We start from the raw sequence: 13158 nt of genomic DNA, 5'->3' as shown, positions 1-13158 counted from the left end.
TCTCCTCCTATCTCAAAAGCGGCCCGGAGACCGAGCCGCTGACATTGGGCAATTACTGCAGACGTTCTTTGGTGTAGTAACCGGAATCGACCAGAACCTTCTGCACATCCTTGGCTTCTACGGAAACTGGAGAGAGAAGCTGGGTAGGAACGACCATGGAGCCGTTGTTATACGAGGTGGTGTCGTTTACCAGCACATCCTTGCCTTGAAGAGAGCTGTCCATCATCACGGCTGCAGCTTCAGCCAAGGCGCGAGTGTCCTTGAACACGGTCGAATGCTGGTCACCCCGGATGATCGCCTTCACGCTAGGAATTTCCGCATCCTGGCCCGTCACGACAGGCATCGGGTTGCCGCCGCTACCGTAGCCGACCCCCCTCAGCGAAGAGACCACACCCACCGCGAGCTGGTCGTTCATCGCAAGCACGGCATCGAGATGAGATTTGCCGTAGAAGGCGCTGAGAATGTTGTCCATCCGGGACTGGGCAAGTGCCCCATCCCAGTTCAGCGTGGCGACCTGGTCGAGCTTGACCTGCCCGCTACGGATCACGAGCTTGCCGCTATCGATGTAAGGCTGCAGAACGGACATCACCCCGGCGTAGACGACATGAGCGTTGTTGTCGTCAGTGGAGCCCGCGAAGATTTCGAAATTGAATGGCCCGGTACCTTCGTTCAACTTCAAGGCACTGACAATGGACTCCCCCTGGAGCACGCCAGTTTTATAGTTGTCGAAAGTAGCGTAGTAGTCGAAGTCTTTGGAGTTTCGGATAAGACGGTCATAGGAAATGACCGTGATGCCCTTTTCCTTGGCCTGGCGAAGCAAGTCCGTCATCGTGGTGCCATCGATAGGAGCGATGATCAATCCCTTGACACCTTTTACCAACAGGTTTTCCAGCTGGGACAACTGAGTGGAAACTTCGTACTGGGCATATTGAATATCGGTTTTGTAGCCAAGCTTGGTAAGCGCATCCACCATGCTTTGGCCATCGGAAGTCCAACGCGCCTCAGCTTTAGAGGGCATTGAAATACCGATCAAACCTTTAGTGCTTTCTTCTTTCTTCGAGCAGCCGACAACCGCAATCGCCACGCACAGAGTCGCAGCAAGCCTCATGAACTTGTTCATAACTTTCACCTATTACTGTAGCCATTATTTTTCTTTTTACTCAGAACCGCCCCCATTGCGGGGGCGGTACAGCAAGGTGGCGCGACTAACTACTTAGCCGAGCTTAACTTCCTGACCTGCTTTATCGGAGGACTCGAAAATTGCCTCCAGCAGGATGTTGATGTTGTGAGCCTGGCTAGCTGGCACTTGCGACGGTGTACCGTTCTGCAAGGCCTGGACGAACGCCGCAGCTTCACGGTCGAAGTACACCGGATTACCGATTTCAGCGATCTCGGGGGAGTACACGGTTTTGCGTACCGCCCAGATTTCAGGGAAGCTGGTTTCGTTCCAGTGAGTCCAACCTTGCGGATGGCCGTTTTTGCCGTCGTGGTACAGCTTGTAGGACGCCGGCATTGGAGTGGAATGCATCACGCCATGGGTACCGTAGGCCGTGATGTCCCAGGTTTCAGTCCACGGCATCGGATCCCACGACATGAAGTCGATGGTGACCATCTTGTCGTCGTAGTTCAGAACAGCAGCAGCCGCATCTTCACGAGCAGAATCGCTCATCTGGCCAGCGAACTTGCTAATGCGGGCGTTGACGGAGCGAGGCATGCCGAAGTGCAGGAGGATCCGGTCGATGGTGTGGCAACCAATCACATAGAACGCACCGCCACGGTCACCTGGCTGCTTCATGTGGTTGGTATCAGCTTCATCATGGGAGCAGCCGGCATGGGCACGCACTTGAAGTACCTTGCCGATCTCACCGCTCTCGAGAACCTGCTGCATTTTTTCCACCGAAGGCGCGAACCTCCAGCAGTAGCCGACCTGGAACAGACCTCCGGTACGCTCAACGGCCTCGACGATGCGCTGGGTGTCCTGCGGCCCACGACCGGCTGGTTTCTCACACAGCACAGCCTTACCTGCTTCCAGGGCTTCAATTGCCCAATCGGCCATCAGGTAGCTCTTCGGGTGAACCAGCACTACGTGAACATCAGGGTCGGCCAGGATTTCGTCCTTGGTGCGAGCCTCGAGCTCGAGCGCATCAACGAACGGCTGCAGCAGCGGGCTGTCGTCATAGGCGCCGAGGAAGCGAACGCCTGGGATACGCTTGAAGGCTTTGACGCGTCCCGAAGTATGCGGGTGGGTGATGCCCAGGCAAGCGACACCCAGTGGTTTGCCATTCAGATTCAGCGACATTGTTGTTCTCCTATCTCACGAAATCGGGCGCCCGAAGGCGCCCGTCGTCAATCAAAGCTTTACAGCGCGACCAGTGCTTACGGACTCGACACAAGCATCAGCCAGACGCAGGGCCTGGAGGCCGTCGAACGGGGTAACCGGCAGCGGCTTCTCTTGCACCAGAGCTGCAACAAAGGCGTCCAGTTCGGACTTGTAGGCCTGCTGGTAGCGCTCCAGGAAGAAGTTCAGCAGCGGCTCACGGGAGTCAGTTGCGTCCTGAGTCCAGCGGCGCATGGTAGTTGGGCGCAGGTTGTCTTGGAGCAGCATGCCTTTGGAGCCGAAGACTTCGATACGCTGGTCGTAGCCGTAAACGGCCTGACGGCAGTTGTTGATGTGGCACTGCTTACCGCTGGCGGTCTTCATGTGCACCATCGCGGTGTCGTAGTCGTCGTACTTTTCCATCAGGGGGGAGTCGACCAAACGGCTACCCATGGCGGTGATTTCCACCGGCTCTTCACCCAGCAGCCAGCGACCGATATCCAGGTCATGGATGGTCATGTCGCGGAAGATACCGCCGCTGTGTTGAATGTAATCCTCTGGAGCGAGACCTGGGTCGCGGCTGGAGATGATGACCTGGCGCACTTCGCCGATTTCGCCGGCAATGATCGCTTCACGCATCGCTGCGAATGTGGTTTCGAAACGGCGGTTGAAGGCCAGCATTACGCGACCGTTCAGGCCTTCGATTTCTTCGACGGCTGCTTGGCTTTTCAGCAGATCCAGATCAATCGGCTTTTCGCACAGCACTGCTTTACCCTGGCGAACCGCACGCATCATCAGCTGGATGTGGGTATTGGTTGGCGTGCCAATAACGATGGCGTCCACGTCATTGCGGTCGATTGCGGCTTCGCAATCAGTCATCGCGTCAGCACCCAGCGCGCCGGCCAGGGACTGGGCAGCGGAAGCATACGGATCGGCCACAGCGATCAGACGAGCATGCGGGTTTGCGGCCACGTTGGCGGCGTGAATTTTACCAATGCGGCCTGCGCCCAGAACTGCAATTCCAACCATGATGAATTCCTCGTTGTTCTTAAAGTGATGGTGGTTAAACGCGGGCTCAGAAGCGCGCGTGTACGAATTGGGCCATCGTCGAGTCAAAGGCACGCTTGGCCACTACATCCAGGGGAAGCTTGCGCAGCTCAGCCGAGATGAGCTCCACACCCCATGGGCCGCGATAGCCGGTGTCGAGAATTGCCTGCACGAAATGTGGGAGATCCAGTTGCCCCTCACCACAGCATTTGCGGTGATGGGTGGAGTCGTTGAACACGTCACCGACCAGGGCCAAGTCAGCGTCATCGATCTCGACACCCTTGATCAGTTCAAGAGGAATCTTGCTGATCTCATCGAAGCCCATACCACCACGAGCGATGTGCCAGCTATCGACCATCAGGCCACCGTTAGGGCGAACACCTTCGGATACAGCCAGCGCCTTATCGATGGTGTTAACGCTGGAGAACGGCAGGAACTCGATGGCTACGTTGACCTTGTACTCCGCAGCTTTGTCACAGAGGATCGCGAACGATTCACGCATCAGCGGGACGTTAACGTCGCCCTCTTCAAACAGGCCTGCAGCACATTTCAGGCGAGTGGCGCCGACATCTGCAGCGATGTCGAGCAGCTCTTTGCACATACGATCCGATACCGAACGACGCTCGCAAGCCAGGTGCCAGTCGATCAGGAACTCGACCTCCAGGTGCTTCATGCCGTTGTCCTGGAAAATCTGGCGAACGGTTGGTAGCCCAAGTTTTTCGATGGAGTGAACGATGTCGGAGTACACCAACCCCATGCCTCGCCAGCCGGCTTTGGAAGCTGCTTCCGCGCGTTCCTGCAAGGTGTACGGACTGATTTCGCTCTGCGCACCTGGGTAGGTATCACCTGCGATAGTCCAATAGGAGGCGATCAGATCAACTTGATTACTAGGCATGTCGAATCACTCAAATTACGAGGGAAAAGCGAACGGTGTTCGCGAAGCAAGAAGCTCCATCCACGTGAATACCGCCCACGGGAATCTGGGTAAGGCGTTCAGGAAGATGAGAGTTGTTGAGGTCGAGCAACAAGAAGGACGAGCGGAAGCCTCGGAATGGCTGACCGCGAAAATATGGAGTGCACGAAGCTTGGGCTTGGCGTCTCATGGTTTGTACCAATTCTTGTTTTTGTGACGTTGAGGTGAGTCTAATTTCTCCCATGGAAGGAAAAAACCCGTAAGATCGGGATACAGCTTCCCACCTAGCGGGAGAATCGCGTGGATCCGTTCAAAGAAGTCGAGTTTTTTATCCAAGTGGCCGAGGCAGGCAGCATCAGCAAGGCAGCCGAGCGACTTGGATTGTCTGTCTCTGCGGCAAGCCGGCACCTAATCGCTTTGGAAACGAGGTTGGGTGTTCGCCTTGTGCAGCGCACAACAAGGCAACTGTCACTCACCGAGGTGGGAGAGGAGTTCTACAGGCGCACCAGGTCTGTGATGGCAGACCTGAAAGAAGCCGAGAGCGTGGCCAGGGACGCGGTAGTGCAGCCACGTGGTGTGCTCCGGGTTACTGCCTCCCTTTCATTCTGCCTGCTTCACATCGAACCGCTGCTTCCTGAGTTCACTCGGCGCTACCCCGAGATCAGTGTCGACGTGATCGCTGCCAACCGATACCTGGACGTGATGGAAAACAACGTAGACGTCGCCATCCGCACTAGGCAGTTCGAAGCAGATAACAACCTCACGATCAGGCGCCTGGCAGAAACCCGTAGGATCCTCGCCGCCTCCCCCGCTTACCTCGAGAAGAACGGCACTCCCAAGCATCCGATGGATCTTATCCGCCACAAAATGCTGGTCTACGACTATGCGATCAACCCGACCGAGCTGCCATTCAAGCGGCGTGATGAAAACGCGACAGTGAATGTGAGATCTTTCATTTCTGCCAATGACGGCCAGTTTGTATTGAAGGCAGCACTCGATGATCTCGGGATTTTGATCCAGCCGAAATACATCGTGCAGGATCACCTGGAGCGTGGAGAACTCGTCTCGGTGTTGGACGACTGGGATCTTCCACGCCTCACCATGAACATCGCCTTTCAGACACGCCGGCACATGCCTGCAAAAGTGCGGCTGTTCATTGAAGCCTTGGCGGAACGGTTCCGGAAAAACGACTACGAGCGCCTTTGGACTAAGTAGGCAGTTTTTCACAGGTGAAATAAAGATTTCCCGGAAATCGGTTTTTAACCGATAACGGTAAATATACGCTGACCCGACCACGCACAGGATTCAGGTCAGCCCAGCATGATCCACATCACCGAAGAGATCAGATCTCACATTCATGATCTGGAAGGTCGTCGATATCGCGCCATGCTTGAGGGCGATATCGATACCTTTATCGCCCTCTCCCACCCGGGCCTCACCTATACCCACTCCACAGGTGTCGTCGACTCGCTGTCGAGCTACGTGGCCAAGTGCAGGGACGGCTACTACCAGTACCTCAACCTCGACGTCCCAATCGACAACATTCAAGTCCTCGGCAACGTTGCGATTGTGCATGGTCGAATGGCCGGTGAGATCGTAGCCGGCGGCACACACAAAACGCTGAATAACCGGACCCTTTCCATATGGGCGTCATTGGGTGGCGAGTGGAAGTTTCTGGCCTACCAGCCCACCCCGATCAAGTAGCGCACCGTAATTCATCTGCAGCGCTCAGCCTGCTGCCATTTGCAGTCAACAACAATAGGACTAGAACCCGTGGCTATCGCGAATTTCACCTACACCGGTCTTCCTTCCCGCGTCATCTTCGGAAAAGGCTCTCTTCAGCAACTCGAAGCTGAAATTGATCACCTGGGATCGCGCCGTGCGTTGGTACTCTCGACTCCAGAACAGCGTAGCCAGGCAGAACGCATCGCCGACATCTTGGGCTCTCGCGCTGCCGGCATCTTCGACAAAGCCGTCATGCACGTCCCAATTGAAACTGCTCGAGAGGCCCGCCAGGTCGCTCAAGAACTAGGGGCTGACTGCGCAGTGGCCATCGGCGGCGGCTCTACCACCGGCCTGGGTAAAGCGATTGCCCTGGAATCCGGCCTGCCAATTCTTGCTATCCCGACCACCTACGCCGGTTCGGAGATGACCTCGGTTTATGGCCTGACTGAAAACGGCATCAAGCGGACGGGCAAAGATGTGCGCGTTCTGCCGAAGACCGTCATCTATGACCCTGAGCTGTCGGCGACTTTGCCAGTCGAACTGTCCGTAACCAGTGGTATGAACGCCATCGCGCACGCAGCAGAAGGTCTGTACGCACAGGACGGTAACCCTGTGATGTCGCTCATCGCTGAAGAAGGCATCCGCGCAATGGCCGAAGGCCTGAAGCTGATTCTCGAGAATCCGGAAGATCTGGATGCTCGCTCGGACTGTCTGTACGGCGCCTGGCTGTGCAGCACTGTCCTGGGCAACGTCGGTATGGCGCTTCACCACAAGCTCTGCCACACCCTGGGCGGCAGCTTCAACCTGCCTCACGCACCAACGCACACTATCGTGCTGCCGCACGCTATTTCCTACAACTCAGAAGCAGCACCTGATGCGGCTGCCCGCATCGTTCGGGCCCTGGGTGGGAAATCTGCCTCGGCAGGCCAAGCGCTGTACGACCTGTCCAAGTCCTTGGGTGCGCCCCTGGCGTTGAAATCCTTGGGCGTCAACGAAGCCGACATGGATCGCGCTACTGAAATTGCGCTGGCCAACCCTTACTGGAACCCTCGCCCAATCGAACGTGGTGCGATCCGCGAGCTGCTTCAGAACGCTTATGAAGGTAACCGCCCAGTTTAAGTTGCGGATTTGCCTTAACCCACTCAATCCTCGTGCGGGGGGTTGAGTGGGTCTTTTTTACCTCGTCCAATACCGCTCGTAGCCTTCCTTCTTGAAATGCTCTAGCAGGAAATCGATGAACAGTCGGGTCTTCGCAGGCATGTAGCGACGATCCTGGAAGGCAAGGTTGATCGTCAATCGCGGCAAATCCCAGTCATCAAGAACAGGGAGCAATCTGCCGGCAACCAAGTCGTCGTAGATGATGTACTTGGGCTGCACCAAAATTCCTGCACCGGCAAGCGCCGCAGCTCTAACTATCTGCCCGTCGTTCGACTCCATTGAAGGCTGAATCTTGACCGAAGCCCTCTCCTCCCCCTTGGTGAACTCCATCGAGTTGGGATGATTGGCGTGGCTGTAAATAAGCAGGTCGTGATTCTCGAGGTCGGCCACTGTTTTTGGATACCCACGTTGGGCCAGGTATGACGGTGATGCTGCAAGCACTCTCCGTGTTTCCGCCAAGCGCCGAATCGTGATGTTGGAGTCAGCCTCAAATTCTCGGGTACGAATAGCGAGGTCAATCTCGGTATCCATGATGTCGTAGTACCGGTTGGCACCGATGATCTTCACCTTGATACCTGGGTACAGACGCTTAAATGCCGGCACCAGAGGCGCTAGGTGGAGCATGGAGAAGGAAATCGTCGCCGTGATAGTCAGGGTACCGGTGGGCTCGACCAACGCCGCATTCACCGATGCTTCGGCCTCAGCCCATTCAGCAAGCAAGGCCTTACAACGCCCGTAAAAATCATGCCCCGCGTTGGTCAACGCTAAGCGCCGAGTATTTCGGTCGACCAGACGCACTCGAAGCCGACTCTCGAGCGCTGCCAGGTGTCGGCTCGCTGCAGCATTGGAGATGTCCAATTTTTCAGCGGCCTTGCTCAGCGTTCCCAGCTCTGCTGTTTGAACGAAGAGCTCTATCTCGGTGTAGCGATCCACGGGATGCCTCTCAGTTTTTCACAGGTGAAACAAAGAATTTCATTGTCAGTATTTTATTCCACTGGGAAGCACTTTAGCGTAGTTACACCAATTCGAAAATGCTGGGGAACCCCCCGACATCGCCGATTACAAGAAAGAAGGAACCAGGGGCAACCAATGAGAAATCTGGACGAACACACTATTACCCAGGCCGTTTTGACTCGAAACGCCAACGCTGATGACGCGCGCCTGCGCGAGATCATGACCAGCCTGGTTCAGCACCTTCACGCTTTCGCTCGTGAGACAAAACTCACCGAGCCCGAGTGGGAGAAAGGCATAGAATTCCTGACCGCAGTGGGCCAGATCTGTTCTCCGACGCGCCAGGAATTCATCCTTCTCTCGGACACGCTGGGCCTGTCCACCCTCGTGACGGCACAGAATCACAAGAAGCCAGACGGCTGCACTGAAGCCACCGTGTTCGGCCCATTCCACGTGCAGAATGCCCCGCAGTACGATCTCGGCGCCGACATCAGCGATGGTTTGCCGGGCGTGCCGTGGTATGTGCGTGGCTCGATTAAGGACATCGATGGGAACCCAGTGCCTCACGCAGTCATCGAGGTATGGCAAGCTGACGACGCCGGCTTCTACGATGTCCAGAAACCCGAGCTCGGCCAGGAGACCTATCAGGGCCGCGCGGTGCTGCAGGCCGACAGCCAAGGCCTCTACCACTTCAAAACCATCGTTCCTGAGTGCTATCCGATTCCCCACGATGGCCCGGTAGGCAAAATGCTGCAGGCGCTAGACCGCCACCCGTGGAGACCGGCGCACCTGCACTTCATGATCATCTCGCCGAACCATGAGCGCCTAGTAACCCACGTCTTCCGTGAGCAGGGTGAGTACCTAGACTCCGACGCCGTATTCGGTGTCCGCTCTTCGCTCATCGCGGACTGGGTGGAGCATCAGCCTGGCCTCGACCCCTACGGCCAACAAGTAGATTCCCCGTACTACACCCTCGACTTTGACTTCGTTCTGAACCCAGTCACCCGATAAGAAATTCCACTACAGCCCGAGCACGACTGCTCGGGCTTTGCCCTTCTCTGGAGCACCAACATGCAACCTGTAAAACACATTGTCATGTGGAATTTACGCGGTGACAGCGAACAAGAACGCACCGATAACATTCACAAAGTGAAGAGCGAGTTCGAGTCGATCCGACACGAGATCCCAGGCCTCAAGCTTCTCGAAATCGGTGTCGACTTCAGCAAAATCGACTACGCATGCCATGTCGTGCTGTATTCGGAGTTCGAGTCGGTTCAGGCGCTCCAGGACTACGCAACCCACCCCGCCCACATCCGCGTGAAAGAGGCTCTGGGCAACCTGCGTACCCATCGGTACCAGGTCGACTACGTAGGCTAAACCCACGTGACAGGAGCCCGTCCAATCAACGGGCTTTTTATTGCCTGTTGGTTCTCTACATGCAGCCTCATGTGACACTGCTCACAACTCGTAGCCCAAAAAAAGCCCGACATTAATGTCGGGCTTGGCGCTCTTGAATCGGCTTAGAACTTAACCGCCATCTTCAAGCCTGCAACCACTGCACTGTCGACCTCATCCACACCACCCGGGTGACGGATGTATTGAAGGTTCGGCCTGAGGGTGAGCCAAGGCGTTACGGCAAAACCGTAGTAGATCTCGGCATCGTATTCGGTATCACGGACGGGCATGAACGCCGGGTTTTCGAAGTTATTGATGCCCGCGAGCTGGTTAGTGAGGCTGGCGTGCTTGGCGACCGCTGGGTTGACGTGGATACGTGCGACGCCGAAACCGAAGTCGTCCTTCGGACGTGAGTCGAACGGGCCCTTATACGAAACACCTGCCTGAACGAAATTGTCGACCAAGTTGGTTTCCTTATCGTGCATTGTGGCATTGAAGAAGACAGACAGACCGCGATCAGTGGAGCCACCGCGAGACGTCAGCTGTTGCTGGATGACTATCCATGAGCCGTGCTTGCTGCCGTGGCTCTGGAATGCTCCGCCTGAGACCGGCTGTGGCTGGCCGTCGGCGCCGTCGAAGACATCGTCAGCCTTCGCATTGCTGTAGTAATACCCGGCTCGATATTCGCCTGGCAGGCCATTTACCTTCGGTGTCCAGACCAGCTCTACAGGGAACAAGGCCCCCTCAGCACCACTGCCGCTTAGCTTGAAGCCATTGCCGGTCTCAAGGTAGGAAGAGTTGACCTCAAAGGCCCCCACCTGCGCATAGACCTCTGGCGTGATCTTGTATTTCACACGCGCAGCCCACTGGCTTACAGGCCAGTTGTACCAAACGGAGCCCGCCCAGTTCGCCACCTGGGCACCGCAGAAGGCGTTGTTCTGGAAATCGCAGGGGAAGGTGTTGAAGTCCTCACCTTCGCCGAAGCGCCCGAATTTCACATCGAGGTCACCGTCCAGAAGCTCCTGGCTCAACCACATTTGCGTAAGGCGCCAGGTCTGACCTCGACCATAAACCTCTTGGGTAGAGCTGAGCATGCCGGCACGAGGATCTCCGATGCGGTCGCCTGCGAGATTACGGCCACTGCGCTCGGTGACCATCAACTGGAATTTGGCGCCCTGCCATCCAGCGAGCTTGTTCAAGTCCAGCGTTGTGCCCAGAGCAACCTGGTCGGTGTAACGCGCTGTCTTGTCCTTATTGTACCCACCATGCAGATTTGCTGCTGCCTCCCCCACATACTCAACGGTGAAGTCTGCCCCTTTGTCATGGAGCTCAGAACGCAGACCTCCCCAATCACCAGTCATATAGTTTGAGGCATCAAATTTTTCATCTGCCCTAACATGATCCGATATCAAGCCGATCAAACCCAAAACTGAGACGCCAAGCAGAACACGTGGATTTACGGGATGAAGATAAACGACTGACATACACTCTCCTACTTTTATTATTTTAACAAAGTGCAAGCTTATTAAGCAGAAGCTTCACTGCTTCAATCGCACGCGGACGAGCGTACCTCCATGCACTAGGCATCGAAGCGCGCAATTAGAATTAGGTTTTTAGATATTGGAATGAGACCAACTGGGGCTTAATCAAGTGATGCTACCGTCCTGGTAGCATCACTGTGAATCAACTACCTGATCAGATCACCACGAAGCACCGGCAGTGGCCTTCACTCTGGCCTGTTCTCCCAGGCTGGCCTTGCCCCCAAAGCGGCGCTCCATGAGTCGCTCAATCTCTTCCAGGGAAAGACCCTTCGTTTCTGGAACGAAACGCATACAGAAGATGATCGAGAAGACGTTCACCACAGCGAATAAAAAGAAGGTCATGCCGCCGAAGTAGTTCAGTGCAATTGGGAACACGAACGCAACGATGGCGTTGAAAATCCAGAACAGTCCGACCGCAATACCATTCATGACACCGCGAGAGTGAGTCGGGAAGATTTCAGACATCAGAACCCAGTACACCGGGCCAATGCACATTTGCATGAAGAAGAGGAAGACAAGAATACCAGACAGCGCCAGGTAGCTCTGAGTGAGAGAGCCCGGCATGAAGTTGATAACGACGCCCAGGAAGATCTGAGTCAGAACTACGACAGCGAGCCCCAAGAGCAGCATCGGGCGACGGCCCATCCGGTTAATGGCCCACATGCCGATCATGCATGCAACGACAGAGATCACGCCGTTACCGATGGTTGCCACCAGAGCAGCGCTGGTGCCCATACCAGTAGCCTTGAGGATGCTTGGCGTGTAGTACATGAAGGCGTTGACACCGGTAGCCTGAATCACGAAGCCCAGACCGCTACCTACCAGGAGCAGCTTGATCAGCCATGGCTCACTCAGCTTGCTAACGATGCTGGTATGAGTACGCTCATAGCTGCACTGCTCGACGATTTCTTTAACTTCTTGGTCAGTCTCTTTCTCGGTGTCACGCAGACCGAGAAGCACTTTTCGGGCCTCATCCACGCGGCCTTTGGTAACCAACCAGCGAGGAGAAGTCGGAACGAAGTTGGTGCCCATGTACAGCAGCGCTGCTGGTATCAAGGCAATCGCCAGCATGTAGCGCCAAATGGCAGGGTTTTCGAAAAGGTGGGCCAGGATGGCACTGGAGATATAGGCCAGACATTGACCAGAAACGATCATCAGCTCACTCTGGCAGACTAGGCGGCCTCGATGCTTCGGGCCTGCGAGCTCTGCAATGAAGACTGGAACAATCGAAGATGCACCACCGACAGCGATGCCCAGGGCGAAGCGAATCATGATCATGGCCCAGATGCTTGGGGCCAGGGCGCTACCAATTGCACCGAAAGCGAACAGCAGCGCCAAGAGCTTGAGAACAAGCAGACGACCATAACGATCAGCTAGCTGACCAGCAGCGAACGCACCTACTGCACCACCGAAAATCAGAGAAGATGCAACCGCACCTTCAGTGACTGGTGTCAGACCGAGTCCACCTTCACTCGGATCTAGGGTCATGAATGGGAGGGCACCCGAGATCACACCCGTGTCGTAACCGAAGGCGAGAGAACCCATGGTTGCGATGGCCGCTACGCGCCAGAGGATCTTGGATTTTTGGCTAGGCAAGGCATGGTCGCCAGGTTGCATGAGCATCTACCTTTTTTAGATTTATGGAGTTGGTAGTGGCAGGCTATCCGCGCTACATGCAAAAAAAAACAGGCGAAAGGGAAATGTGTTTTTCTGGCATGAAATTCTGGGGGAAGATGCGCGGTCATTATTTCACTAACCCCCGATCTCAACCGAGTACAAGGTGATGCGATTTAGCGCTTGGGTGCACCGTACCGGAGCTACATTCACATGCTGCATTGGCTGAGCAGGCCCCATCAAAGTCCGCTTGAAGACGCCCGCTTGGAGGAGCGTTTACAGCAAAGACAAAGGGTAGGAGATGCTCAATCGATTCTCATCAAAGCTGGAGTTGGTGCCCCAGTTTCGCCGGAGGGGGAGTTGCGCCATTTGACGCTGCGAACCTTCAACGACCCTGACTGAATCGGCAAGATCAAAAAACCCATTGGTCTGGCTCAAGTGCTCGAGGACGGCGAAGTCCGGATGAAGTTTTTCGGACGCTGATGAGCTGTCGGAAA

12 protein-coding genes and 1 pseudogene are annotated in these 13158 nt (G+C 55.7%); 5 read left to right on the top strand and 8 right to left on the bottom strand.

Features of this window, described 5'->3' with window-relative positions:
• Positions 1–52: 52 nt before the first annotated feature.
• From chvE to OO258_RS17865, 4 genes are all read right to left on the bottom strand, one after another.
• Positions 53–1120, bottom strand: a complete 1068-nt coding sequence (chvE, locus tag OO258_RS17880) for a multiple monosaccharide ABC transporter substrate-binding protein (protein ID WP_266031905.1) — start codon at positions 1118–1120, stop codon at positions 53–55.
• A 93-nt stretch (positions 1121–1213) separates the two neighbouring features.
• Positions 1214–2299 carry a Gfo/Idh/MocA family protein gene (locus OO258_RS17875; protein WP_016499236.1) on the bottom strand — a complete coding sequence of 362 codons (1086 nt, stop codon included), beginning with the start codon at positions 2297–2299 and terminating at the stop codon, positions 1214–1216.
• Between the two features lie 51 nt (positions 2300–2350).
• Positions 2351–3346: an inositol 2-dehydrogenase gene (iolG, locus tag OO258_RS17870; protein ID WP_266031904.1), complete on the bottom strand. Its 996-nt coding sequence runs from the start codon at positions 3344–3346 to the stop codon at positions 2351–2353.
• A gap of 46 nt (positions 3347–3392) precedes the next feature.
• On the bottom strand, positions 3393–4259 hold the full coding sequence (locus tag OO258_RS17865; protein ID WP_266031903.1) for a sugar phosphate isomerase/epimerase family protein: 867 nt from the start codon (positions 4257–4259) through the stop codon (positions 3393–3395).
• A 318-nt stretch (positions 4260–4577) separates the two neighbouring features.
• Between OO258_RS17865 and OO258_RS17860 the strand changes: the two genes are divergently transcribed.
• The 3 genes from OO258_RS17860 (at position 4578) to OO258_RS17850 (ending at position 7121) form a co-directional block, all read left to right on the top strand.
• Positions 4578–5492: a LysR family transcriptional regulator gene (locus OO258_RS17860; RefSeq protein WP_266031902.1), complete on the top strand. Its 915-nt coding sequence runs from the start codon at positions 4578–4580 to the stop codon at positions 5490–5492.
• Positions 5493–5597: 105 nt separating this feature from the next.
• On the top strand, positions 5598–5981 hold the full coding sequence (locus OO258_RS17855) for a nuclear transport factor 2 family protein (protein ID WP_197898951.1): 384 nt from the start codon (positions 5598–5600) through the stop codon (positions 5979–5981).
• Between the two features lie 75 nt (positions 5982–6056).
• The gene (locus tag OO258_RS17850; protein ID WP_416309219.1) at positions 6057–7121 is read left to right on the top strand and encodes a maleylacetate reductase; all 1065 of its coding nucleotides are present in this window, start codon (positions 6057–6059) and stop codon (positions 7119–7121) included.
• A gap of 57 nt (positions 7122–7178) precedes the next feature.
• On the opposite strand, the gene OO258_RS17845 is transcribed toward OO258_RS17850, so the two are convergent.
• Positions 7179–8093 carry a LysR family transcriptional regulator gene (locus OO258_RS17845; RefSeq protein ID WP_266031900.1) on the bottom strand — a complete coding sequence of 305 codons (915 nt, stop codon included), beginning with the start codon at positions 8091–8093 and terminating at the stop codon, positions 7179–7181.
• A 156-nt stretch (positions 8094–8249) separates the two neighbouring features.
• Here OO258_RS17845 and OO258_RS17840 point away from each other — a divergent pair, with 156 nt between their 5' ends.
• Both OO258_RS17840 and OO258_RS17835 read left to right on the top strand, forming a co-directional pair.
• Entirely contained in the window at positions 8250–9122 is an 873-nt protein-coding gene (locus tag OO258_RS17840; RefSeq protein ID WP_266031899.1) for an intradiol ring-cleavage dioxygenase, read from the top strand.
• A 60-nt stretch (positions 9123–9182) separates the two neighbouring features.
• Positions 9183–9488, top strand: coding sequence for a Dabb family protein (locus OO258_RS17835; protein ID WP_004576104.1), 306 nt, complete (start codon positions 9183–9185; stop codon positions 9486–9488).
• 143 nt (positions 9489–9631) lie between these two features.
• On the opposite strand, the gene OO258_RS17830 is transcribed toward OO258_RS17835, so the two are convergent.
• The 3 genes and pseudogenes from OO258_RS17830 to OO258_RS17820 form a co-directional block, all read right to left on the bottom strand.
• A complete protein-coding gene (locus OO258_RS17830) occupies positions 9632–10990 on the bottom strand; it encodes a carbohydrate porin (protein WP_266031898.1) in 1359 nt (452 codons plus the stop codon).
• 216 nt (positions 10991–11206) lie between these two features.
• Positions 11207–12670: a sugar porter family MFS transporter gene (locus OO258_RS17825; protein ID WP_266031897.1), complete on the bottom strand. Its 1464-nt coding sequence runs from the start codon at positions 12668–12670 to the stop codon at positions 11207–11209.
• A 267-nt stretch (positions 12671–12937) separates the two neighbouring features.
• A pseudogene (locus OO258_RS17820) lies at positions 12938–13065 on the bottom strand (OprD family outer membrane porin); the annotation flags it as partial.
• Positions 13066–13158: the final 93 nt, after the last annotated feature.

Origin of the sequence: Pseudomonas sp. DCB_BI (assembly GCF_026240995.1) — a bacterium.
Classification (GTDB): domain Bacteria; phylum Pseudomonadota; class Gammaproteobacteria; order Pseudomonadales; family Pseudomonadaceae; genus Aquipseudomonas.
This window is presented reverse-complemented; position numbering and strand designations above follow the sequence as displayed.